Source organism: Pseudomonas sp. GW821-FHT12A04, from assembly GCF_058807755.1.
The window spans coordinates 128281-152146 of the sequence record NZ_JBXAQZ010000007.1 but is presented as its reverse complement, the minus strand read 5'-3'; the positions used below and the strand labels follow the sequence as shown (position 1 = coordinate 152146).

Here is a 23866-nt window from a genome sequence, read left to right as displayed (position 1 = left end):
GAAGATGTGCCGCGCCGATCACAAAGGTAGCGGTCTGTCTTGAATGACCCGCTTCATGACCAGGGTCGAGGTGAGCCGTTGCACATTAGGCAATGTCGAGAGGCTCTCATCGTAAAGCCTTTGAAAGGCGGGCAAGTCCTGGGCAATGACGTGCAGCAGGTAGTCCGGCTCCCCAAACAACCTTTGGGCATCGACCACCTGAGGTATTTCAATGAGCGCCGCCTCGAACGCCTCGACGGCTTGCCGGTCACCCTCGCGGAGCGTGGCAAATACCATCGCGGAAAAATTCAGGCCCAGTGCACCGGGATCAAGCTGCGCACGGTAGCCCAGCAATACACCGGAGTCCTCCAGTGCCCGCACTCGCCGATGACAGGGTGAAAGGCTCAAGCCGACGCGTTCGGCAAGTTCAGTGACCGAAAGACGGCCATCCTTTTGCAGCTCGGCAAGAATCTTCCGGTCAGTTCTGTCCACGTAGAATAATCTCCCTCATTGCGACGAAAATACGACCACCTTTGAAAGTTAATTCTAACAATATTTCATTAATCTTCCCCCATCCATTAACAGCCGTACTCCTCTTCAGGAAACAAGAGGGGCGGCCTATGAGAGGCGGGATGATGAATAACGCGATGATTGATAAACGGGCGTGGGTGACGCCATGACCTTCAGTGTCTTTGTTGCCTTCTGGGCGGTGTCGTTTCTGTTCGTCGTTACGCCCGGAGCGGATTGGGCCTACGCGATATCCGCTGGCCTGAAGCATCGCGTCGTCATACCGGCTGTGGGCGGACTGCTGTCCGGCCACCTGATTGCCACATTGGTGGTAGCCGCTGGTGTCGGCACCCTGGTCGCCAACCATCCTGGGGTCATGTCAGTGCTGACGATGGCCGGGGCGGGTTACCTGCTTTGGTTGGGCATCAACATGCTCACCCGTCCCTCCACACCCCACACCGATGAAGTTCAGGCGTCAGGCTCATGGTTGCGCTGGGCGCTCAAGGGGCTTTGCGTCAGCGGCTTGAATCCGAAAGTGTTCCTGCTGTTCCTGGCGCTCTTGCCCCAGTTTGCCGATGCCACTGCCCCCTGGCCTGTACCGACGCAGATGATTGCGCTCGGGCTTGTCCACACCGTCAGTTGTGGCGTTATTTATCTCCTGGTCGGTTTTGGCTCACAGGTTGTTCTAAAGGCACGCCCAGCCGCCGCTCAGTGGGTCAGTCGTTTCTCCGGAGCGATCATGATCATCATCGCCGTGACGCTGTTTACCGAACAGATGCCGGCTTGATTGCCTCATCAGGACAGGTCGTCGCTCTCATCCAGAGGTGATGATTGATGTGCGCATTCTCGTAGCCAGTTCATGAAAACCAGCAATCGCTTGGGGATAGTGCCGAGCGACGGGTGAACCAGATAGTAATCGTAGTGGCCTGAGCGGCTGAACTCAGCGAGCGGCAGGACGAGCTCGCCGCGATCAACCCGCTTCTGCACAAGCTGCTGACGGCCAATCGCAATGCCGGCGTGGTTCATGGATGCGGTCACACATAAATCAGAGCGATCGAAGGTCAAGCTACGTTTGGGAAGTGCCGCGAGCATGTTGTGTTGCTCTGCCCAAAGCGTCCACTCGGCATCATAGGCCGCATGATCCCACGCCAGGGAGTCATGCAAGATTGTGCAGTTCCTTAAGTTGTCCGGGTTCTCCTCCAGGCGGTGGCGTCGCGCATACTCGGGACTACACACCGGGGCCAGCCGCTCGCGCATCAACCGATGGCTCGTCAACCCGGGAAACTCGCCATTGGCGTAGTACAGGGCCAAGTCGATTTTACGGGTTCGAAAGTCGACATTGTCATTGCCTACCCGCAGGTCCAATGACACCAAGGGATATCGCTCGATAAAATCCGCCAGCCTGGGAACCAGCCAGCATTGGGCAATGGAAGGCCTGACATAGAGCGCGATCGAGCCGGCAATTTCCGCCTGTGTCGATTGCTCGAGTGCCTCGGATAATTCTCCCATCGCATTCTGGAGTATTTCGAAGATACGCTCGCCTTCGTCGGTCAGGCTGACCTGCCGGGTCAGGCGCTGGAACAGCTTCATGGATAAGGCGGTTTCCAGACGACTTATACGGTGGCTCACGGCGCTTGCGGTCAAACACAGCTCCTCTGCCGCACGGGCGAAGCTCAGATGACGAGCGGCAACCAAAAAGGTGTGAAGGTTCGCGAACTGGCTGCTGTTGAGCCTGGAGCTGATACGTGGAGGAAGGTTGAGCACGACAGTTTTCCCTCAAACCCAAAAGCCGCCTTGCGTTGTACGCATTTCCAGCGGGCAAACGTAACGGATGTGGCAAGACGTTGATCTTGCCACATTCGGTTTAGGCTTAAATCAGCGAGAACTCTGTCGAGTCCAGGCAATTCGGGTCCATTCAGACCAGATTAACCTTTGGCGAGCAATTCACGGCCCTTGGCCAGATAAGCTTCCATCTCGTCGCAAGGCACCATATTGCCGCCCGTTGCCCAAACCAGATGGGTGGCTTGCACCATGGCCTGACGGTCCAGGCGCGCGCGAGCCAGGTAGCCCTGCTGGTCGGCCTGGACTCTGGCAATGCCGGGCACGCCGGCGAGCGCGGATGGCTCGAGGCGCACACCTTCGCTGCGCTCCATCAGTGCCAGCAAACTGTACATTTCCTCGTCGCTGACCGTGTAGAAACCATCAAGCAAGCGCTGCATGGCCTTGCCGACAAAACCTGAAGCGCGTCCGACGGCCAGGCCGTCCGCAGCCGTCACGTTGTCAATGCCGAAGTCTTGCACGCTCACTTCGTCGTGCAGGCCGGTATAGACGCCCAGCATCATGCATGGCGAGTGTGTGGGCTCGGCGAAGATGCAATGGACAGCGTCGCCGAAGGCTAGCTTCAGGCCGAAGGCCACACCGCCAGGCGCGCCACCCACCCCACAGGGCAGATAAACAAACAATGGATGTTGCGCATCCACGGTGATGCCAGCCGCTGCCAATTGCTTTTTCAGGCGCTCGGCAGCCACCGAGTAGCCCAGGAACAGGTTGACCGAGTTTTCATCGTCCACAAAATGGCAGGCAGGATCGGACTCCGCTTGTTGACGGCCTTGCGAGACGGCCACGCTGTAATCGGAGGAGTACTCAATAACGGTAACGCCGTGTGAACGTAACTTGTCTTTCTTCCATTGCCGCGCATCCGCCGACATATGCACGGTAACCTGGAAACCCAATGCCGCCCCCATGATGCCGATGGACATGCCAAGGTTGCCGGTCGAGCCAACGGCTATTTTGTATTGGCCGAAAAAGGCACGCGCCTTATCGCTGTCCAGCACCGCGTAGTCGTCATCAAGCGTCAGCAGATTCGCGGCCAACGCCAGGTCTTCGGCATGCTTGAGCACTTCATAGATACCACCACGCGCCTTGATGGAGCCCGAAATCGGCAGATGGCTGTCCCGCTTGAGCCACAGCGCCCCTTGCAACGCCTGACCGTAGCGCTCGCCGAGCAATTGCTGCAGGTGTGGTACGGGCAGAGTGTCCGATTCGATAATGCCGCCACTGCACTCCGTCTCCGGAAACGCGCGCCGCAGGTAAGAAGCAAAACGCGTCAGTCGCGCGCTGGCATCGGCGACGTCTGCGGCCGTCAACCCCACATCGCCAATCGATTCCGCGACCGGGGCCACGGCAGAGTTGAACCAAGTGGTTTCTTGCAGCGCGACCAGATCGCGAATCAAAGGATAACTGGCGTACCAGCTTTCAAGTGTCTTGCCCAAAATCATGGCGTGTTCCCTTTAAACAATCAGGCGGAAAATACGGGTTGAATCAAACGAATTGCGACAGCAGCAGGGTCAGCCCCAGCGCGATCAATGAAGCCAGTACGGTGGCCGAGGTGAATTTCTTCAACGCTTCGGCGAGCGAGACTCCCAGGTACTCCTTGACCACCCAGAAGGCCGAGTCCGTCACATGGGTCCAGCCAATGGCGCCGGCACCGATGGCAATGCAGATAATTTCCTTACTCACGGTGGGATGAGCGCTCAGCATCGGCATCACCATGCCGGCGGCGCTGATCATTGCCACCGTCGCTGAACCGACGGCGAAGTGCATCAGCCCTGCCACCAACCACGCCAGGACGATGGGATTCATATTCAATTGCGTCAACGAACCGGACAGCGCGTTACCCACGCCGCTGTCGACCAGGATGCCGTTGAATGCCCCACCGGCACCGATGATCAGCAGAATGCTGGCCAGCGGAGGAAAGCTCTTCTGAGTGTGCGCGAGCAAGTCAGGCATTGATAAGCCGCGGCGCAAACCCAGCGCCCAGTAAGCGAACACCACAGCAATGGACAGTGCTATCAGCGGCGTGCCCAGGAACGAAACGATGCTGAAGAGCCCGGAGTCATGGGGCAGTCCGGCCGCAAAACTTTTACCGACCATCAGCAGCAGTGGCAGCAGGATGGTCAGCAGTGTCAAGCCAAGGCCTGGCAAGTCCCGGGTCGCGCTGTCAACGCAATGTTCGTCCAGAAAAGCTTCTTGAGTGTCGGGCGCTTCACTCTTGCAGACCAGCTTGATCCACAGCGGCCCGGCGATGATGGCGGTAGGCAGCGCGATAATGAGGCCATACACAATGACCTTGCCGACATCGGCGCCCAGCAGCCCGGTGATGGCCATCGCGGCAGGGTGCGGGGGCAACATGCAATGAACCGCCATCAGCGACACGGCCAAGGGCACGCCCAGGTATAGAAGGTTGATCCGGGTCTCTTTGGCGACCACATAGATCAGGGGAATCAGCAGAACGAATCCAACCTCGAAGAACACCGGGATGCCCGCGATAAACCCTACTAGCATCATGGCCCATGAGGCACGCTCTTTACCCAGGGTGCTCAATAGCGTCTGGGCAATGCGCTCCGCGCCACCGGATTCTTCCAGCATCTTGCCGAGTATGCCGCCAAGGCCAATGATCGTTGCCAGGAATCCGAGTGTTCCACCGACACCTTTTTCATAGGAAGAGGCCATTTGCGCCAGTGGCATGCCGGAACCGATGCCCACCACAAAGCTCGCTGCGGTCAAGGCCAGGAATGCGTGGACACGCACTTTGACGATTAGAAAAACGATCAGAATGATGGCGGAAAACAACACCACCAATAGAGTGGGACCACTGTGCATACAATCTCCTGAAAGAGCTTTTATTGTTGAAACAAGTGATCTTGGTCACTCAGCTTTTCGGCATTAGAGAGCGCAACACAGGGACCTGACAAAGGATGGATTTTCAAGGGATGGATGACATGAGGTCATCTATGGTGAGTGCATGGCGTGAAGTGATGAAAGTTCGAGCCATATCTACAAGGGACTGGAGGCTATCAAAGCCTGGAAGCAAGCCTCGCAGGCCAAGTGAACCTGAAGCACGGGGCCAATGAGTTTTTTTATCATGTCAAGGAGCGCAAAATGAGCTGGCTGGCGTTCGAATGATGTGTCGCAGTCGGCTGGAGTGCAGACATCTCGGGCACCATGGGTAAGGACTTTCTCGAGTACGATGAGCGCGCGCTTGCTGTCGACTGCAGGGGCCGGAGGAGGCGTTTTGAAACCATTCGCGCTCAGACCTGGCGCCTCGACGCTGAACATGTTCCTGCAAGGGGGCTTGCCACGCCGTGATGCTGTGCCGCAAACGTTAACGGAAAAAGCGGTCATCCCTGGCATTCCCAATGCTCGCTATTGGTTGGACCACGACCTGACTCTGTTCATTCAGGATGCAACTGAGGGCAACAAACGCGAGAGCGAGGCTCTCGCCAAGGCAGGGAAACCGAACAACATCCTGCCGCTGGCAAATATGCTGGCAGTTTCGGGAGGCGGTGACGCAGGCACATTCGCAGCAGGACTCATTACGGGGTGGACCACGCATGGGACTCGACCCATGTTCAAGGTCGTCACGGGCATTAGCGCGGGCGCCCTGGTCGCCCCGTTCGCTTACCTGGGATCCGGGTACGACGAAGTCATTCGGTATATCGCCAACGCCATCGGTCCAAAAGACGTTTTTCATTCGCGAAACGTGCTGACCCGTCTTGCCAGCGACGGTATAGCGGACAGCAAACCACTGTCGCGGCTCATCACAAAGTACATCACCGCGGAAATTCTTGCGGCGATTGCGTCGGAATACGCCAAAGGGCGAATCCTGCTGATCGGCACAACCGACCTTGATTCAGGGCGGCCAGTCACTTGGAACATGGGCACTATTGCCGCAAGCGAAGCACCGGGAGCGCTCGACCTCTTCCGCAACATCATGATCGCGTCGATGAGTATTCCCGGCGCCGTCTCACCCGTCATGATCGATGTAGACGTTGACGGCAAACAGTTTCAGGAAATGCACGTGGACGGTGGGGTAATCACTCAGGTGTTCCTTTACCCACCTGGCACAAAGATGGCGCTGAACAGAGCCACCGGAGCACCTTTGCGACTCGAACGGCATTTCTATGTCATTCGTAATGGGACACTGGAGCCGCAGTGGTCCGGGACGAAACGCCGTACATTGAGCATCGGCGGTCGAGCCATCAGTGCATTGATTCAAACTCAGGGGATCAGCGACCTGGAGCGAATTTACCGTATGGCGCAGCAGGATGGAGCGGATTTCAATCTTGCGTACATTGGCTCCGACTTTTACTTTCCGCGCAATCAGAAATTCGATGGCGAGTACATGAAGCGTTTATTCGATTACGCCTTTCAACTCAGCGCGAAGGGCTATCCGTGGCATAAATCACCGCCCTCGGAAAACTCTGAACTACGAAACACCCGCTGAAAGATTGAGCCAATCTGTTGCGTCGATCGGTTGAGTCCACAGCCAATGGCCAGAAACCAAAACTCCACCTGGCAGCGCGAATGCCCCTACCGCCGATCTATTCCTTATAGACCCCGACCTTCACATTACAGCCCGCCTTCGTGACCTTTGAATAACAAGGGAATCGACCGGCATTTTCTCAGGAGCCGAGTGGGATGCAAGGTGATTGACCATGGCTTGAAATACCCGTATAGCTCATGTCAGGCCACAGAGGTTTGTCCTATGATCACGATTGGCTTTGTTTTGCCGCACGGCTTCCAAATCATGGGATTGGCAGCAGTTTCCGCGTTCGAACTCGCTAACGGCACGGCGAATGAGCCGTTGTATGGCATCCGACTCCTCTCGGAGAGCGGTGGCGCTGTTCCCAACTCGTTTGGTGCCCCTGTTGAAACGAGTCCGCTGTCGAGCAGCAAGGTTGATACGCTGATCGTCACTGGCTCGATGCATCCGGCACCCTCTCCGTCTGACTTGATAACGCAACTGCGTAAGGCATCCGAGTCCACACGGCGCACTGCATCGGTCTGCACGGGGGCCTTTATACTTGGTGAAGCAGGATTGCTCGATGGTCGACGAGTCACCACGCACTGGTTTCATGCGCGCGATCTTCAGAAACAGTTTCCGAAAGCACATGTAGAGGACGATCGAATTTTCATCATCGACGGACCTATCTGGACCTCCGCCGGGATGAGCGCCAGCATAGACTTGGCGCTTGGCATGATCGAGAAGGATTTTGGCCCGGAACTGTCCCGTAGGGTTGCCCAAGACTTGGTCGTCTATCATCGACGTGCCGGCGGACAGTCTCAGCACTCGGCGCTGTTGGAGTTAGACGCCAAGTCCGATCGCATCCAACGTGCATTGGCACACGCCCGCCAGAACCTGCGCGCCCCACTTACAGTAGAAGAACTGGCAATGGCAGCCCATCTGAGCCCAAGGCAGTTCAGTCGAGCGTTTCGAGCCGAAACCGGACAATCGCCCGCCAAAGCAGTCCAACACCTTCGTTTAGAGGCAGCGAGGGTAATGGTAGAGCAAAGCCGTCATTCAATAGACGAAGTCGCCTCCGAAACCGGTTTTATCGATACAGAGCGAATGCGCCGAGCATTCTTGCGTGCATTCGGGCAGCCCCCGCAGGTTCTGCGACGCAATGCGCGATTGGCGGAAGTTTAGGAATGCTGATCACTATGGGATTGAATTAAATTTTGCGACCCGGACCAGTTAAGTCCGGGCCATGACTAGACGTATCTCCGTTAACCACGGTTACACAATTGATACATGCCCTATCGTTCAGACGGAGCGCGCTACCGCTCCTACTGCCGCCTCCACGCGACGAGCAAGTTCAAGGAGCTTTCGGTCGTCACCATTCTTGCCGTCTATTTCCAGACCGATAGGAAGTCCGTTGCTGGACATTCCCATCGGAATGCTAATGCCCGGCAACCCTGCGATGCTCCCAGCGACGGTATGCCTCGCGAGAGCCAGGTCGTCGACCTCCTGCCCTGCGATGGTGAACTTCGTCTGTTGCTCAATCGTTGGTGCAGGACAGGGTGTAGTTGGCATGATGAGCGCCTGAGCCCCACTGCTGGAAAATGCCATGTTAAATCGGCGCTGGATTTCCGGACGATCATGATCAAGCGCGGTTTGATATGTCTCATGGGAAATGAATCCAGCGCCACTCGGCAATACAAGATGGCCCCAAGCATCTTTCAAGCCAGGCTTCAATTCATTGTAAATATCTTCAAATGAGCTCGGTATCCGATTCTTGCGAAGGAAGCCTGCGACCGACTCCATCGTCTCATGGAAGAAAATACTCCACGTCGACCTTTCGGTCATGGCGAAAAAATCTTCACCAAGGTCTACTTCGACAACTTCCGCACCAGCGTCACACAGCCGACGAATCGTCTCTTTGAAGTGCTCCTCAACTTCATGATTGATACGCTCAAGATGTTGCCGAGGAGCATAGGCTAGCCGGATTCCTCTAAGACCCGTCCAGTCACCATGAACGGTAGATGTGGTCTTCGTGACGACCTGGTCGATCAGTGCGCAATCCTCGACGGTGCGCGCGAATACACCCGCTGTATCGAGCGTATGGGAGATGGGAGCAATCCCATCACCAGACCACCGCCCCGGGCTGGGCTTGAACCCCACTACACCACAGAACGACGCTGGCACGCGGATAGAACCCACGGTGTCACCGCCGAGAGCCGCGGGCACGATCTGAGCGCCTACCGATGCTCCCGCGCCACTCGAAGAGCCTCCGGTCACGTGTTCAGGATTGTGCGGATTTTTCGCCTGGCCGAAGTGGCTGTTATGTCCGGTCAAACCATATGACATTTCCACAAGATTGTTCTTGCCGAACACTATGCCCCCGGCATCCTTGATCGCTCTAACGACCTCTGCATCTCGAGCTGGCACAAAGTTCTCCAAACTGCGGATGCCGAGTGTTGTCCGTAAACCTTGCGTTAGATAACTGTCCTTGACCGCAACCGGAACGCCCAACAACGGGGCGGTAGAACCAGTAGCGCGAGCGGTATCACAGGCTCTCGCCGCGGCAAGTACTGCGGCTTCGTCGATCGTGATAAAGGCGCCCAGGTCAGAGAAAGTGTGAGCTCGCCGAAGTAGCGCCGCAGTATAGGATTCTGATGAAATGTCGCCTCTACGTATGGCGGCAGCCGCAGCAGCAACACCAAGTTCGCTGAACCTGTCAGGTGATATTCCAGTGTCATCGCCCTTAAGCATATAAACCTCACGGTAGGTTGGGTTGAGACGAGGGATGCTCCCGTCATGACTTGAATCTACCCACACCGCGCAAAGTCCGAAATGTCGAATATACCTCGTTTAGGGACATTGCCCGTCCGCCAATGGATCAGAGCGACCTAACGAAGATCCACATCGCGTTGAGATAAGGTCAACATCGTCGGCAGAAACTTGCGGCGGCTGAATTAAATGCAGGCACGGCTGTACACATAAAAAAACGCCCCCGCGTAAAGCGGAGGCGCATGACGATGAAGTGAATGGTTCACTCCTTGGTAGAGAACAGACCATTGGGCAGTTCCTTGCCGTTCTCGTTATAGGCCGCCTTGACGCTCAGGTACGACTCCATTTCATCAATGTAGCCGTCTGTGTTGGTGTCCTTCTTCGCGAATACGGCTTGCCCCTTCGGCTCAACCACGAGGAACTCGGCGCGCGAGATTCGCGCATCATCATCAGTATCGATCGCGTTGAAGATCGCATCACCGCACTGGCCCTCACCGCACTTCCCTTCGGTGGTCTTTGCCTGTGTCTTGGTCTCCGTGCCACCGCACTTACCTTCACCGCACTTCCCTTCAGCTCCGGTGTGCGACGCGGCAAGCATGTAGCCTTGCGGCAATTGTTGTACGGCAAAAGCCGATCCACTCAGTACGATCCCGGCCAGCGCGACACTCATCAGACCAATACTCTTGTTACGGATGGTTTTATCAGACATTACATTTTCTCCAGGTGGGGTGCGGCGAAGCCGCTGGGTAGCACTGCGAAATGCAGTAGCAAGTCAAGATTTGGAAAGCGGCATGTGAACGGAGCCAGGTCTGCGGGAAAAAACCAGCAGGATCGCTGCGATGCCCGCCAACGTTCCTCCCACCCACGGCAACAATAGCGAAACCGTCACCCCCAACGTCAGGAGCACAAGTCCCCAAACGCTCGGACCAGCAGAGCTCTTACTTGCTGAGTCTCGGAGGACTTCGATGAGATGATCGAGGCTTAGTCGACCGGATCCGTTGAGGATGAGAGGCAAAAGCATCACCAGGTAGATCAACGGCAGCTTGTAGTTGCCGTAGCCATCGTTGCTGATTGCGTAGCCTTGCCACAGCTCGCTCAAGCTCGACCAATCTGACGGCCAGTGAATGGTGTAGGTGGCCACTATTGTCAGCACCCACAGTGACAATGCGACAAAACGGGTGCCCAAGCCGAGCAGCAAAGCGAAGCTGCCGACCAGTTCGAACCAAGTTGCCATGGTCCAATTCGTACTCGAGCTCAGCAAAGAGAAGGGCATCGGGAACTTGTCGCCAAGGTCGGCGAACCAGTTCGCCCCTTGCAGCTTCTCAAGTCCGGATTCGAAGAATTCCCATGCGAGCAAAATGCGGAGCCCAAAGGGCGCCAACCAAAGCCCGACAACATCTATACGGGATGTCAGCGACTGCTCGACTTGTTGGTTTCGGTTCGACATCTGGTTTTCCTCGGGCAACGTGTGCCCTATTTCGAAGGGCCGGTCGCGCCGATACCCACATTGTTGACGAGCACGGTGATGTAGGAATCGGTTTGAAGTACGCGCTCAACACGGGCCAGATCGTCAGCGCCAGTGAGATCAGCTGCGATAGTCTCAACTGAGCGGCTAGTGCACGTGGTAATCGCCCGCGCCAGTTCGCGAAGCTTTTCGACGCGGTGCGCAACCAGGATCAGATCGTAGCCAGCACGGGGAAGCCGGTCAGCGTAAACAGCGCCAATACCAGAAGATGCGCCAGTTGCCAGCGCAGTACCTTGGTGGATGCGGGTGTTCATGGCAGTTTCCTTTAACCGGCGGGGTACCGGGTTCAGGAACAAATCTACGCCAACAGGCTTTTGACCTAAATGACGCAGATACCTCCTTTTGCGCCGTCACGTTAGCGAAGCTCACGTCTTTGAGTCTGCCCGTTCGGGCTCGGAATGAAGCTCGCACCCGCAAGCTGAGCTATCCCGCGCCAGACGCTGGCGCGCTGGGTGATTCGGTGCGGTGAACAGCTACTGCCCCTGTTCAACCTCATTCGAGATGAGTTGCTGGATTAGAAGTAGCTTGTTTCTACGGACAAAAAAATTGTCGAACAGCAAGCGGCCTGACTGATCTGACCGGTTTCTGCCGGCTCTCACCGGCAGCTATTGGCTGAAGCGCACTTCTGCTACACGAGTTATGGCTCAAGCCTTTTTCTCCGAGCGCCGTCTATCAAGCTCGTCTCGAATGTCTATCCACTGCCGAGGCCTACGCCGAATCAAGAGTGCAATCTGGATTTCGGTTCCCCGCGAACAACATAGCCAACTCATTCGCGCCCATGAGCAGGGCTGTTGCTTGCATGGCAAATCATTCCGTCCTCCAGCGAGACGTCGGCGAAAGGCTCACCCTACTCCCTCGATCGGCGTGACACACATAAACAATTTTGTGCCATTATGCTTGGCGCATAATTTGATTTTTGTGCCATAACCACCACTGGCGTCACAGAGCCCAACCCCGGGCTGAACCTTCGTCAGTAGCCTTTTCCCAATGACATCACTCCCAAGGAGGCGTCATGAGCAGTGCATTGCTTGGTCCGATCAGCCAGATCGGTTATCTGGTCGAGAGCCTGGAACAGAGCATGGAACGCTGGCGACAGCATCTCGGTGTCGGGCCCTGGACGCTCTTTCGCAACGTCAGCCTCGAAGGCCAGTATCGAGGTGAGCCGGTCACGGTCACGATCGATGTCGGGCTTGCCTACCAAGGGGATATCCAGATCGAACTGATCCAGGTGACCAACGATGCGAAGTCGCCCTATCGCGATGCTGAAGGCCATCCAATCCGGGGCATGCACCATATCGCCTGGGTCGTCGACGACTTCGACCAGACCCTTGTGCGATTGACTGCGACCGGGTTGCAGATGGTTTTTGAAGCCAGCAATCCGACGACCCGCGTGGCCTATCTGGAAAACCATTCGGAGCCTGGAGTGCTTTACGAAATCATCCATGGGATTGGAATGCGCGAGTTGATCCAGCAGGGCATTGAAGCCGCCAGGCACTGGGATGGCACGGATCCGGTTCACATTATTGATGTGGGGGCGTAAGGGACAGCATGTCGAAACGACTTGAAGGTAAAGCGGCATTGGTGCTGGGTGTGGCACCTGGCAACGTCGGCGAAGCCGTGGCTCGACGTTATGTCGAACAAGGGGCGCGCGTGCTGGTTTCAGGGCGCCGCGCTGATGCAGTGGCGGCGGTTGCACAGTCACTTGGGGTGCCTTGGCTGGCGTGCGATATCACCTCGCAGGCCGAGGTCGACGATCTGGTGGCGCAGAGCAAGCAGTGCCTGAACGGCCTGGACATCGGCGTCAATGCCACGGGCTGGGGGCTCTTGAAGCCGTTCCTGGAACACAGCCGCGAAGACCTGGAGAAAATGAACGCGGTGCAATTCACCGGCCCGTTCCAGTACTTTCAGGCGCTGCTGCGTCATATGCCGACGGGGGGATCAATCATCCAGATCTCGTCGGTCACGGCCAGCATCATGTTCGACAACCACGCCGCGTACATGGGCACCAAGGCCGGCATCGACCACGTCATCCGTTGCATCGCTCACGAATTCGGTCAGCACGGGATCCGGGCCAACTCCATTGCCCCCGGTGGTGTTGCCGATGCGCCGATGTCGGGTGGCGGGCTGCTGAGCCCGTCTATCGCTGCCCTCTATCACCGCGAAATCCCCCTCGGGCGCAGTGGTGTATCCGCCGACGTGGCCGATGCGGCACTCTGGCTGGCCAGCAACGAGTCCAGCTTCGTGACCGGTCAGGTCATTCATGTCAGCGGTGGACAGACGCTTCGGCGCAATCCCTCTATTTCCGAGATCTATGCGGCGGCCACTGCACCCGCAGGCCCGGCCCGGCACCTCTGATAAACAGCACGGCCGGCATTGCCGGCCGTGCGACGGTTCAGGGCTTGATGATGACTTTGGCCGACCGCTGTGGGTCAGCCGCCGTTTTATAAGCCTGCGCGACGTCATCGAGCGAGAAACGGTGGCTGATCATGGACTCCGGATCGAATGCGCCGGATGCCAGCAGTTCCAGTGCCTGCGCGAACTCCGTCGGATAACACAGGGTGCCGATCAGTTCGAGTTCCTTGACCTGCAGGATCGAGAAGTCAAAAGCCTGCGGTTGCTTGTAGACACTTGCCACGGTGATGCGGGCGGCATCCCGGGCCCTGGCGATGGCCTCGTGCAGCACGCCACTCACCCCTGAACACTCGAAGATCACCTGGGTCGCGGGCGCTTGCGTCCCCAGGAAAGTCGGCACGCGGCCATGGGCCCGTGCGAGTTCGCTCCACAGGTCGTCTCGTGTCGGATCGAGCGTCAGGTTCGCCCCCAGCCCGGCAGCAATCTCCAGGCGCCCGGCAGACAGGTCAGCCACAGCGATCTGGCTGATGCCCCGGGCCTTCAGGCACGCGACGATTCCCAGGCCAATGGCCCCGGCACCAAGGACCAGCACGGACTCACCGACCGTCACCCGTGAGCGATTGACCGCGTGCAAGGCCACCGCCAGCGGTTCGACGAGGGCGGCCACCTCCAGGGGAAGGTTCGCGGGCAGTTGATGCAGAATCGGGCCGCTGTTTACGTTGCGCACCCGGACCAGGTTCGCCAGCGCCCCCTCATCGCTGCCCACGCCGATCATCGCGCCGTTGGCCATGGGATTGACCACGACCCGCATGCCGGGCCGGTAGTGGACGACCGCCGTGCCCACCTCGCGGATGACCCCGGAGAACTCATGCCCTAATGGCATCGGTGCCCCATCGCGGCGAATGCCCCCGCTCTCATAGAAGCCCAGGTCACTCCCGCAAACACCGCACGCGGCGACTTCGACCAGCACATCTGTCTCACCCGGGGATGGTAAAGGGACTTCGTCTACCCGCAGGTCTCGAGGGCCGTGGAGTCGTACCTGTTTCATCACATGGTTCATTGTTGAGTCCTGTTGGTGGCTGATGCCGATTCGGCGGCGATGTGATCGGCGGCGATGAAGGCGAAGGTCATCGCCGGGCCAATGGTCGAACCGGGGCCGGGATAGGTCTTGCCCATCAGTGCAGCCGAGGTGTTGCCCACCGCATAGCAACCGGCAATGGCCGAGCCGTCCGGGCGCAGCACGCGCGCGCAGGCGTCGGTGCGCAGTCCGCCTTTGGTACCCAGCTCGCCCGGATCGATGCGCAAGGCATAGAACGGCGCGCGATCGATCGGGCCAAGGCAGGGGTTGGGTTTGCAGGTGGTGTCACCGTAGTAGCGGTCGAACAGGTTGCCACCCTTGCCGAACTGCGGATCAACGCCAGCGGCGGCGTATTGGTTCATCTGCACGAGGGTGGCTTCGAGCCCGGCGACGTCGACGCCGATCTTGGTTGCCAGCTCGGCCGGTGTTTCGGCGCGGTAGATCACGTTGTCGAGCCAGCCGGCGGGGATCTTGCTGTCCGGCTGCACACTGCCCGGCAGCAACACACCGCAGGGATAGCGCTTGCGGTACTCGGCATCGAATACCAGCCAGGCCGGTGCATTGGCCTGGGTGCGTTGATGGTCGGCATACATTGCATAGATGATGTCCGTGTAGGGCGCGGCTTCATTGACGAAGCGCTGGCCCAGTCGATTGACCATCACGCAACGGGGCGCCGCACGCTCAACGAACAGGGCGCGCTGGCTCGACTCCCCTGGCACCTTCACTGTCGGAGCGCCCCAGGTGTGTTCCATCAGCGCCACCGCACCGCCGGCCTCCAGCCCGGCGCGAATGCCGTCGCCATGGTTTATCGGCGGCGCCGCCGTCCATTGGGCCTGTGTGGGCCGGGGCAGATACAGTTCGCGCATCGCCTGGTTCGACTCGAAACCGCCGCAGGCAAGCACCACACCGTGCCGCGCCCGCAGGCGTTGAATGCGACCCTCGCGCAGCACATCGATGCCAACCACCCGGCCCTCATCCAGTTGCAATGATTGCATCGAGGTTTGCAGCCACAAGGGAATGCCTCGCTCGGCCAAGGCTGCGCGCAGGCTCGCCACCAAGGCGTTACCTAGGGTCAGGCGGCGATCTCGCCGGCTGCGGCGACGCCAGCGAAAATCACTCAGGTAGCGCAACGCCAGCCCGGCGGTCAGCAGCAACCAGCCGCGCTCCTTGGCAAGGATGGTGTGGGCCTCGACCTGGGTCATGGCGATACGTCCGCCAATCAGGGTCGCCGGCGAAGCTGCCCGCAACAGCTCGAAGTGTTCACCCAGGCGTGCCCCGTCGAACGGGGCCGGCTCCATGGTGCGGTAGCCGGGCTTGCCACCTTTACGGTCCGGGTAGTAGTCGGGGTAGCGCGGCACTGCGCGAAAATTCGTGCGCGCCTGGCGTGCCAGGTACTCAACCATTTTCGGGCCATTGTCGAGATAGGCGTCGATGCGCTGCTGATCAAAATCTTCGCCAACCACCTCGCGCAGATAGCTGATCGCTTCGTCGTATGAATCGCTGCCCCCCAGTGCGGCAATCTGGTCGTTACACGGAATCCAGATCCCTCCCCCGGATACCGCCGTGGTACCGCCATAGACATCGCTCTTTTCAATCGCGAGTACCGACAAGCCGTTGTCGTGCGCTCGCAGTGCTGCAGTCAAGGCGCCGGCGCCCGAACCGACAATCACCACATCAAACTCATCGTCCCGGTTCGAGTCCTGCTGATTACTGGTCATGGCTATGCCTCCTTTTAAATGGCCGACCCTATGTCACACTTATTATTATCTGTGCCAGAGATTGGCACGAAATGGCTTTTTGTGCCATGCCATGTGAAAATCGGACTCAATTGCTTTTCCCAAGGGCCGGGCACGAATGCCCGCCCCGCCCCCCGAGCGTGTGAAGGTGCAAATGAGTCGACAATTACGCTGGGGTGATGCCAGCAGGATGGAAAACGCCAGTGATGGCCGGTCGCTGATCCTGCGTGCCGCCCTCGATGCGATGATTGCCGAGGGCGCCGAAGGTTTTTCGATCGATGACGTGGCCCGCGGTGCCAACATCTCGCGACGCACCCTGTACCGGTATTTTGGTTCCAAGAAGGAGCTGATTCAGGCTGTCGTCAGTGCAGAGAACGCTGCCTTTTTTGAGGAAATGCAACGCTCCCTGAATGAGTTCGAAGATGACTTCGAGGCCTATCTCATAGAGTGCGTGTGTTTCTCCGTACGCTACCTGGATCGTCATAACGGCGGCTTCCACCACAGCTATCTGACGAAGAACTCAACCTTGGAGGTGTTCACCTACATCCTCGAAAACATCGCACCAATGTGGCGTGATTTGCTGGAAGAGCCCTATCGTCGTTATGTCGAACGCAACAACAGGTCTGTCGCGTCGCTTGAGAACATCATCGCGCTGATCAGTCGAATCGGGCTTGCGTACTGTCTTGTTCCTGCCGATGAACATGCAATTCGTGAGCAACTGGCAATGCTTCAGCCGACACTTGTTTGCAGGACTCTTGAGTAAGCGATTAATCCGGTTTTCTGGCCGAAAATTCAGCGAGTCCTGATTGTCTCGATGAAAAATTCGTGACAGGCAACTATCAGCGGTCACTCAAACACAGTCACCCTCGCCCACCGCCCTATCGATTAACGCAGTCTAAAGAGTTCGCCGATCCGCCTTAGCCAACGCCGATACTTCTTGCGAAGGCCCACGATTTTTTCAGAAAACGGAGTCACCTACATGGACGTCATCAATCAGTTGCAGCCCGAAGAGTGTGCAGGAATGGAGGATATTCGACGTGAAATCGATGCCCTTGATCAGGTTGTTATCAAACTGTTGGGCAAGCGTTTTCACTACGTACTGGCTGCCTCGAAGTACAAGACCTCAGTGACTTCGGTGCGTGCTCCGGAGCGATTCAAGGCCATGTTGGCGACAAGACGCGAGTGGGCCGAGGCTGAGGGCCTGAGTCCGGATGCAATCGAGAGGATGTACAGTGACCTGGTGAACCACTTCATTGCAGAAGAGATGAAACACTGGGCGGCTCATCAATCCAACACCGGACTCTAGTGTCCGGACTGTCCGCCATGGGGTGACAGGAATGGGATACCTTGTTGACCCAGTTACTCACCGCTCAGGGAGAGCACCATGTCTGTAGAAATCCAACTTTCTGAAAATGCTACTGAAGCAGAGCGGCTGGGAATTTTGACCCCGTTGCTGGCCCATAACCAGGTCAACGGTGGAGACGACGCACATGAAACATTTGCTCTGTTGCTACGAGACCCAGACAGTAACGAAGTCATTGGCGGACTGTACGGCAAGGTCTCTTATCGATGGCTGCTCATCGATCTTGTCAGCGTTCCCGAGTCGATGCGTGGCCAGGGTATCGGAGAACGGCTAATGCGCATGGCTGAAGAAGTCGCGCAGAAAAAGCACTGTATTGGTATCTGGCTGGAGACTTTCAGCTTTCAGGCACCCGGGTTTTATCGAAAACTTGGTTACTCCGAATTCGGCCGCCTGGCAGACTATCCACCGGGACATACCCGGTTCTATTACCAGAAGTCGTTGTGCTGATCGCGTTTTGGATCTTGGGCCGATAGCTGCGCCTTGTAGCAGGCAGCAATCGGCCAAGAGCGGCCTTTCGGCAGGCTACGGGACAAGACAATGACGGCTACCACTAAAGCCTTCAATTGATCTAAAGTACTTCCATGAATACACTTATTGAATTAACTAAATCTCTGCACTTAACTGATATTGCCATCAATGCCGTCGGCGGGTTCCTCGGCGGCGCTATACTGCTGTGGCTAGCAATGGGATGGCAAGGTATAAGAACCTTGAGATCCAGATTTGCACGGCCCACCGTTATGTTGAAGGCCCGAAAAACACCAGAAAATATCTTTACGGGGATCGAATTGGGAGCCCCTGCGGAATGGATCAAGGAACAACTAGGGCCTCCGAATAGGATCGCCGAAAATTGGTGGGGCTACCGATTTTCCGACTCCCTGGTTTCTCTTACATTCAACGCAAGCCATTCTCTATTAACGCTTGCTGTAGCACTCACAGATAAAACAACGACCTTCGAGTTTCCCGCAATTCATTTCGATTGCCCGCCACTGGGGAAGATGGTCCTGTCTGACCTTGAGATGGATCATCTTTCATTAGAGTTCAATGATTCGACCCGACACAGTGAGCTACTCATCAGCGGCCGCGAGGGTCCGCGAGGGGCTTGGCACTACATTGCTTTCGGAGTGCTAAGTCCGCACATCCCGGGGCCTCTGTTGGAAAGTGATTTTCACTGGGACAAGGACGAAGCCGTGCTTATAAGCCCCACCGATCAAGTGAAGATCAATTGGGCTGCGGTGTCGGCAACTTCAGAAATTAGCACATTCCCCTGGGATTTTGGTCTGAGGTTGGAATGAACTGCCCAGTCTTCCGTAGACATTGACTGTCCGCAACGGGTCGGTTTCTGCCTGTCGTGACGGGCACCAATCGGCCAGAAGCGACCCTTCGAGGGTGTCTACGGTATTGGGGGTAGTCCAACCAAAGCACCTATCTTCCTTAGCTTTTCTTCGTTGCTGGTGCCTGCGTCTTTTACCAAGCCTTTTACCTCATGTAGTGCCTTCTGCTGTTCCTCAAGATTAACAAGTAACCCACGAATTATTGGGATGATGTCAGCTTTATCAAAGCACACCGTACAAACGGCTTTGCGCTCCGTGCCATCCTTGTTGATATCAAACCCAATACCGGTGCCATTGGCTATGGAAGCTTCTAGCTCCTCAGAGTCGATGGTGGAGACCAACTCGTGGGTGCTGTGCCAGAACGGCTTGCTGCTAGGCCCGCGATAAATCCTCATGAGTGTGTTCTCCGCAATATAGCAACGACGTGGCTAGATCAGCATGCAGCCAATGTGGAAAGCAATGGGCGGATCGAGGTGCAACCTTCGACATGGCCCGGAGCTTCATGTGCGCTCAACTACTATTAGGCGACATGCCATGTCGCATTTCTTGTCGCGATGGCGGGTCGTATAACATTACTAGTCGCCCTATAAGTCTTCGTCTAGCTTAGACGTAGTCGAGGCAAATGCGACATTGCTCAGGGAGAAGCACAACATGGATGACGGCAAGCCCAGCGGTCCTCTTGAGACGAAAGCAGCATCAGTGACGCTACCCATTTGCCATCTCCATGTTCACCGTCCCCTGTTGGCTGATGGCTGCCCTTGGTGAGAGGCAGCTTCTGGCCGTTTTCTGCCTGTCGCGAAGGGCAGTTACCGACCCGAAGCGGACGGTGAAATTTTCCGGAGGAACGTACTGCAAAAAAGAAAGGGCCTGATCACATGTAAATAGCTAACAAGAGCTAGTCCCAGTCCATTTTGATGTTTTCTTGTTTTCGGAACTCATCCAGCACGCTGTGATAATTCGACCTTTCAAAAATCACGCTGGGCATCGCGTCGAACCAGTCAACATCGGTGTTTTCCAACGCAATTGAATCCTTTAGCAAGCCAAATCGGCCCCACTGAACTTGATGCTCATGGGCGCACTGCTCTGCGACAATAACTGTGCAGGTCAAGTCTAGGTCATCAGAGCAGACAAGCAGGGGAACCAGAGTCTTCCAACCAGGCGCAGTGGAATATATCCGATCCCATATCAACAAGTTATCTTCATCGCTGTACAAGCCTGAGTGAGCAGCTACGAGGTCGAACTCAGCAGCCGGGTTCTGCCTAGGCAGCCAAACCTCCAGAGGCACTCCGTCAATGGCAAAGGTCGGGTAGAAGCCGCTGCTGTATTTGGATTTATGGCTGGCAATTGATAGCAGGTTGATCATTCCATTCCTCGCTTTTCCTGAAATCTGTACAGACTAATTCTCCCAGCTGTAAATGTCTGCTTCTGGCCGATCTCTGTCAGTCGCGACGGGCCGCAATCGGCCAAAAACAGACGAACAGCCCTAACGTCGTTAGTGATGGACGTCCCTTCCACCAGCGAAAAGTATGCCAAGGATCCGGTCTATTACTTGCCATATAAGCGATTCACGAGCGCCCCTAGCCCCTGAGCCAAAAAGAATCTGGTGCGAGTGGACAGAATGGTGGCTATTTACTAGTGTCTCTATTGTTACCCAGAGGGAACATGAAAATGGCCATCGAAAAAGTTCTTTGGGTTGTAAATTACAATAGTATTTCCGATTTCCTAAGAAGCGCCATAGAAATCAATGCAACAGCGGTAGCTATTAGAACCGATAACGATGTAGAAAAGGCATTGACTGAGTTTCACAAGGAAGGAATAAAGGTTTACGGTTGGCGCTGGCCTTCAGCTAGTCGCGATCCGGCTATAAAAGAAGCGAACAATGCAGCTGATTTGATTCTGAAAGGGATGGATGGATATTACATCGATCCTGAGGGTGACTTTGGGAAGGCTTGGGATTGGAATAAAAGTGGATTAGATACGCTTGCTGATGATTTCTGCAAGATAATTAAAAAAGCTATCGCCAAATCTGAAGCGCCTAAAGTACTCGGAATAACGTCACATTACCAAGGAAAAAAAGCTTACGGAAAATTGCCTTGGAAATCTTTTTTTACCCACTCAGATGTATTTCTTCCTCAAGCCTATTGGCGAACTAGCAAGGGATCCGTTGGGCATGGAATACCAGCAGACAACTATAGAGTATCTCTCGATTTCTGGAAATCCACGGGAGCCACGCTTGGTAAAATTGTACCCATGGCAGGAGAAATCCGCTATGCCACCTCCGCAGAGATAGCTCAGTATGGAAATGCTGCCAAAAAATGCGGCATCAATGAACTCCACTTTTATACACATGAGGCTAAAGTCAGTCTATCCGTAAGGAAGGCGATAGCTATGATTAAATAAGCAAACCTTCAATTCGAATCGGGCAGAGTGACTTCTAATATTCTTAGATAGCTGCCCAAGGAGGCCGTATGATGCCACATGGTTTAGGATTGTTTTATCGCTCTCTGCTATTGACATTTTTAGCACTATTTATCGGCGGTTGCCAATCGACAAAAAAGCTGGAGTTGGAAGGGCAATTAAACGTCCTCAGAACTGCATCGCTAGCTACAACTAATACATTGGACGGCATTCGCTCCGGAAAACTCCCACCACAAAGTGACATTTATTTATTCTTTTCGTACTCTGCGATTAACCAAGCTTTGGCGCGAATAGACAATTACTCATTCCCAGCGCCAGGTAAGCCCGACATACAAATCAATATCAAGAGCGTTCGTGTGTCTGCTATTGGATCTTCTCCTGTATTAAACGCAGAGGCCTCAGCAACGAATGGAACCCTAAGTGCAGATATTACTTTAGGGATGATTTTGATTCCTGAGAGCACATCTTCAGGAAAACCCGCGCTGCGCATGAAGGTTTTGAGTTTTTCTCCAAAAGTACGCTGGTGGATATTTGAGTTTACCAAGGCAAAATTCGTCCAATCTCTTCTCGCCGTAGAGGCCAATAAGCTAACAGACAAAATGCCCGTCATTGAACTTCCCGTATCTCAGGAATTAAAACTTGGCGCTCCAGAATCAAAAAACAGAAAGAGCATAATATTAATCGGTGAAGAACCGGAGGAGCGAGCCACGCTAACTCTTGACATTACCACCCCCTCCACGCTGCGCCAGCGAGAGTTAACCGTAGTAAACTATTTATTCATGGATAAAGGCTTGCATGTTTACGGAGATTTGAAATGAGTACCTCCCTAAAGCTATTGATCATTTTTATTTTATCCGTCACATCCACTGGCTGTACAATAAATAGTGAAATTCGAGAGTTAAAGAGCAAGATTGATAATGAGAGAGCTACTATCGACTCACTATCTAGGCAACTTAAAAATGAAACCCCTATAACACTTGCCACCTCTCACGATCTGCATGGTCGACTTAAGTATTTAATTCCTGCCAAATGGCTTAAAGAAACCAGCACGCCACAATTGAAAATTAGCATCATCGGTTACTCAGCGGATGGCCTTATCAAATATAAGCGCCGAGTAGGAAAGGCCTGGATCGAGCCTGCCGACGACACACAGGGTCAGATTTATTTACGAAATATTTTGCTTGATGGAAAAACTGGAGAAATCAATCTGTCATTAAATATCTCTGCTGATGCGCGATCAAGAATTTATGCAGAGATTTTCGGAAGAAGGTTCAATATTCAATGTAAGTTAAAGTTAGATCCAACCACCATTACAGCTACTTTCAGGCCACTTGCAATGCAAGAAACTGAACTTCCGTACTCCATAAGTCTGAGCGCCCCTGATGACGTAAAGGCCAAGGGGGAATGTATGCTTGGGGCGCTTGGTGATATTGGCTTTGAGCTTCCTCTAGGCGATGTTACGGCTTCTGCGATTCCCGGAAAAATTGAGTTAGGATTTAAGTCCTCCGGAGTAATCAACCTTCCTAATACTATCGGAAAGGATGTTTCTTATCATCTCAAGGTTACAGACCCCGCAGTAGAAGCGGCAGTTAACTCCATAGATTTTCGTGCAAACCTAAGTATTTCTGGTGAATAATGAAGAACAACGTTCGCATATGAACATGACGATGATCTAACCTATTGTTCTTGGTTGTTCAAAAGTTTACTAATCGTGCTTATTAAGACGTAGGCGAGGCAACGGACAGACATCCAAGATTTTTCCACTCGGGAAACTCTGCATTTAAAGGAAACACAGGGGGATAACCAGATCCAACTGCTAAAATATCTCTATGAATGAGTTCAAATAAAACGTCACTTACAAACAAAGCGCACTGCAATCCAAGACTTCATTGTTATCAAAATAACACCCCCTAAAAAGCCATTTTAGATAAAAGCAATAGAGGCATACTTTTTCTTCGAACAAGAAACTTCAGATATAACCACTGAACTGATCGTTTTCAAACTAATTGATGAATCAAAATTAACGAAACCAGAAGTATAATCAATGATATCAGTAGTCCAAGTAGGCATGTGCACGGAACCATTATAGCCACACGAGCAATTTACAATCCAAAGTGGTCACTACACCTTGATTCGGAGACTATCGGATTTCTTGACTTGCAGGTGTGCGACTCAAATGTAACGTATGTAGAGAAATATTTCGGTGAAATCGGGGGTAACATGCTGCAAAATATGTGTTGGTGTCCCTGGTCATCAACAATAAAACGAGAAATACAAACAATTGAATAGAAAAGCCCGATTAACAAAATTATTTAGACGCCAAACTCAGGTACCTCAGCGCCTTCGCCATTTGCTACGTTCAGTGTAGGAAGCCAGTAAATATGAGATTAACGGAATCAAGGACGGCGAAGGGTTTTTTGGCCGTTTTTGAGTACCATCAGCATCCATAAGGATCAGAAGAGGTACTTATTGTTAGCCCTCGGTGTGTACCAGTCCCTGAGACG

At 54.8% G+C, this 23866-nt stretch carries 23 protein-coding genes and 3 pseudogenes; 14 read left to right on the top strand and 12 right to left on the bottom strand.

Annotated features, from left to right (window positions below; genetic code table 11):
* Positions 1–18: 18 nt before the first annotated feature.
* Positions 19–471, bottom strand: coding sequence for an Lrp/AsnC family transcriptional regulator (locus AC1RS8_RS13135; protein WP_090457843.1), 453 nt, complete (start codon positions 469–471; stop codon positions 19–21).
* A 184-nt stretch (positions 472–655) separates the two neighbouring features.
* Here AC1RS8_RS13135 and AC1RS8_RS13130 point away from each other — a divergent pair, with 184 nt between their 5' ends.
* On the top strand, positions 656–1273 hold the full coding sequence (locus AC1RS8_RS13130) for a LysE family translocator (protein WP_218498425.1): 618 nt from the start codon (positions 656–658) through the stop codon (positions 1271–1273).
* An 8-nt stretch (positions 1274–1281) separates the two neighbouring features.
* On the opposite strand, the gene dsdC is transcribed toward AC1RS8_RS13130, so the two are convergent.
* The 3 genes from dsdC to AC1RS8_RS13115 form a co-directional block, all read right to left on the bottom strand.
* On the bottom strand, positions 1282–2250 hold the full coding sequence (gene dsdC / locus AC1RS8_RS13125) for a DNA-binding transcriptional regulator DsdC (protein WP_489340420.1): 969 nt from the start codon (positions 2248–2250) through the stop codon (positions 1282–1284).
* A 161-nt stretch (positions 2251–2411) separates the two neighbouring features.
* Positions 2412–3764 (bottom strand): D-serine ammonia-lyase, encoded by a 1353-nt coding sequence (gene dsdA / locus AC1RS8_RS13120; protein WP_489340419.1) that lies wholly within the window; start codon positions 3762–3764, stop codon positions 2412–2414.
* Between the two features lie 43 nt (positions 3765–3807).
* Positions 3808–5148, bottom strand: coding sequence for a GntT/GntP/DsdX family permease (locus tag AC1RS8_RS13115; protein ID WP_057715308.1), 1341 nt, complete (start codon positions 5146–5148; stop codon positions 3808–3810).
* Positions 5149–5515: 367 nt separating this feature from the next.
* On the opposite strand from AC1RS8_RS13115, the pseudogene AC1RS8_RS13110 reads away from it, so the two are divergent.
* The 3 genes and pseudogenes from AC1RS8_RS13110 to AC1RS8_RS13100 all read left to right on the top strand — a co-directional run.
* Positions 5516–6352 (top strand): annotated as a pseudogene (locus tag AC1RS8_RS13110) (patatin-like phospholipase family protein); the annotation flags it as partial.
* A 322-nt stretch (positions 6353–6674) separates the two neighbouring features.
* Positions 6675–6806, top strand: a pseudogene (locus AC1RS8_RS13105) (IS30 family transposase); the annotation flags it as partial.
* Positions 6807–7033: 227 nt separating this feature from the next.
* Positions 7034–7975 carry a GlxA family transcriptional regulator gene (locus tag AC1RS8_RS13100; protein ID WP_057715310.1) on the top strand — a complete coding sequence of 314 codons (942 nt, stop codon included), beginning with the start codon at positions 7034–7036 and terminating at the stop codon, positions 7973–7975.
* 117 nt (positions 7976–8092) lie between these two features.
* On the opposite strand, the gene AC1RS8_RS13095 is transcribed toward AC1RS8_RS13100, so the two are convergent.
* From AC1RS8_RS13095 to AC1RS8_RS13080, 4 genes and pseudogenes are all read right to left on the bottom strand, one after another.
* Positions 8093–9541 (bottom strand): amidase family protein, encoded by a 1449-nt coding sequence (locus AC1RS8_RS13095; protein ID WP_057715311.1) that lies wholly within the window; start codon positions 9539–9541, stop codon positions 8093–8095.
* Between the two features lie 280 nt (positions 9542–9821).
* Positions 9822–10268, bottom strand: coding sequence for an HvfA family oxazolone/thioamide-modified RiPP metallophore (locus tag AC1RS8_RS13090; protein WP_057715312.1), 447 nt, complete (start codon positions 10266–10268; stop codon positions 9822–9824).
* 255 nt (positions 10269–10523) lie between these two features.
* A pseudogene (locus tag AC1RS8_RS13085) lies at positions 10524–11006 on the bottom strand (HvfX family Cu-binding RiPP maturation protein); the annotation flags it as partial.
* A gap of 26 nt (positions 11007–11032) precedes the next feature.
* Positions 11033–11338, bottom strand: a complete 306-nt coding sequence (locus AC1RS8_RS13080) for an SDR family NAD(P)-dependent oxidoreductase (protein WP_429521988.1) — start codon at positions 11336–11338, stop codon at positions 11033–11035.
* Between the two features lie 758 nt (positions 11339–12096).
* Here AC1RS8_RS13080 and AC1RS8_RS13075 point away from each other — a divergent pair.
* On the top strand, positions 12097–12624 hold the full coding sequence (locus AC1RS8_RS13075) for a VOC family protein (protein WP_489340418.1): 528 nt from the start codon (positions 12097–12099) through the stop codon (positions 12622–12624).
* Positions 12625–12632: 8 nt separating this feature from the next.
* On the top strand, positions 12633–13439 hold the full coding sequence (locus AC1RS8_RS13070) for an SDR family oxidoreductase (RefSeq protein WP_154862250.1): 807 nt from the start codon (positions 12633–12635) through the stop codon (positions 13437–13439).
* Between the two features lie 37 nt (positions 13440–13476).
* Here AC1RS8_RS13070 and AC1RS8_RS13065 read toward each other — a convergent pair whose 3' ends face one another.
* Entirely contained in the window at positions 13477–14496 is a 1020-nt protein-coding gene (locus tag AC1RS8_RS13065; RefSeq protein WP_407516015.1) for a zinc-dependent alcohol dehydrogenase, read from the bottom strand.
* Complete coding sequence (locus AC1RS8_RS13060; RefSeq protein WP_489340417.1) at positions 14493–16232, bottom strand: FAD-binding protein; 1740 nt, start codon at positions 16230–16232, stop codon at positions 14493–14495. The genes AC1RS8_RS13065 and AC1RS8_RS13060 overlap by 4 nt, the downstream gene beginning before the upstream one ends.
* Positions 16233–16404: 172 nt before the next feature.
* Between AC1RS8_RS13060 and AC1RS8_RS13055 the strand changes: the two genes are divergently transcribed.
* From AC1RS8_RS13055 to AC1RS8_RS13040, 4 genes are all read left to right on the top strand, one after another.
* On the top strand, positions 16405–17013 hold the full coding sequence (locus AC1RS8_RS13055) for a TetR/AcrR family transcriptional regulator (protein ID WP_157858928.1): 609 nt from the start codon (positions 16405–16407) through the stop codon (positions 17011–17013).
* A 216-nt stretch (positions 17014–17229) separates the two neighbouring features.
* Complete coding sequence (locus tag AC1RS8_RS13050) at positions 17230–17556, top strand: isochorismate lyase (RefSeq protein WP_090454865.1); 327 nt, start codon at positions 17230–17232, stop codon at positions 17554–17556.
* A 78-nt stretch (positions 17557–17634) separates the two neighbouring features.
* Positions 17635–18060, top strand: a complete 426-nt coding sequence (locus AC1RS8_RS13045) for a GNAT family N-acetyltransferase (RefSeq protein ID WP_057715321.1) — start codon at positions 17635–17637, stop codon at positions 18058–18060.
* A gap of 134 nt (positions 18061–18194) precedes the next feature.
* Positions 18195–18905: a hypothetical protein gene (locus tag AC1RS8_RS13040; protein ID WP_489340416.1), complete on the top strand. Its 711-nt coding sequence runs from the start codon at positions 18195–18197 to the stop codon at positions 18903–18905.
* Positions 18906–19003: 98 nt separating this feature from the next.
* Here AC1RS8_RS13040 and AC1RS8_RS13035 read toward each other — a convergent pair whose 3' ends face one another.
* Both AC1RS8_RS13035 and AC1RS8_RS13030 read right to left on the bottom strand, forming a co-directional pair.
* Positions 19004–19339, bottom strand: coding sequence for a hypothetical protein (locus AC1RS8_RS13035; RefSeq protein ID WP_137805879.1), 336 nt, complete (start codon positions 19337–19339; stop codon positions 19004–19006).
* A gap of 500 nt (positions 19340–19839) precedes the next feature.
* On the bottom strand, positions 19840–20307 hold the full coding sequence (locus tag AC1RS8_RS13030) for a hypothetical protein (protein WP_493162793.1): 468 nt from the start codon (positions 20305–20307) through the stop codon (positions 19840–19842).
* Between the two features lie 299 nt (positions 20308–20606).
* Here AC1RS8_RS13030 and AC1RS8_RS13025 point away from each other — a divergent pair, with 299 nt between their 5' ends.
* From AC1RS8_RS13025 to AC1RS8_RS13010, 4 genes are all read left to right on the top strand, one after another.
* Complete coding sequence (locus tag AC1RS8_RS13025; protein ID WP_493162791.1) at positions 20607–21344, top strand: hypothetical protein; 738 nt, start codon at positions 20607–20609, stop codon at positions 21342–21344.
* Between the two features lie 68 nt (positions 21345–21412).
* Positions 21413–22180, top strand: coding sequence for a hypothetical protein (locus AC1RS8_RS13020; protein WP_493162789.1), 768 nt, complete (start codon positions 21413–21415; stop codon positions 22178–22180).
* Complete coding sequence (locus AC1RS8_RS13015; protein ID WP_493162787.1) at positions 22177–22998, top strand: hypothetical protein; 822 nt, start codon at positions 22177–22179, stop codon at positions 22996–22998. Before AC1RS8_RS13020 ends, AC1RS8_RS13015 begins: the two co-directional genes overlap by 4 nt.
* A gap of 377 nt (positions 22999–23375) precedes the next feature.
* Positions 23376–23651, top strand: coding sequence for a BP74-related protein (locus AC1RS8_RS13010; RefSeq protein WP_493162866.1), 276 nt, complete (start codon positions 23376–23378; stop codon positions 23649–23651).
* Positions 23652–23866: the final 215 nt, after the last annotated feature.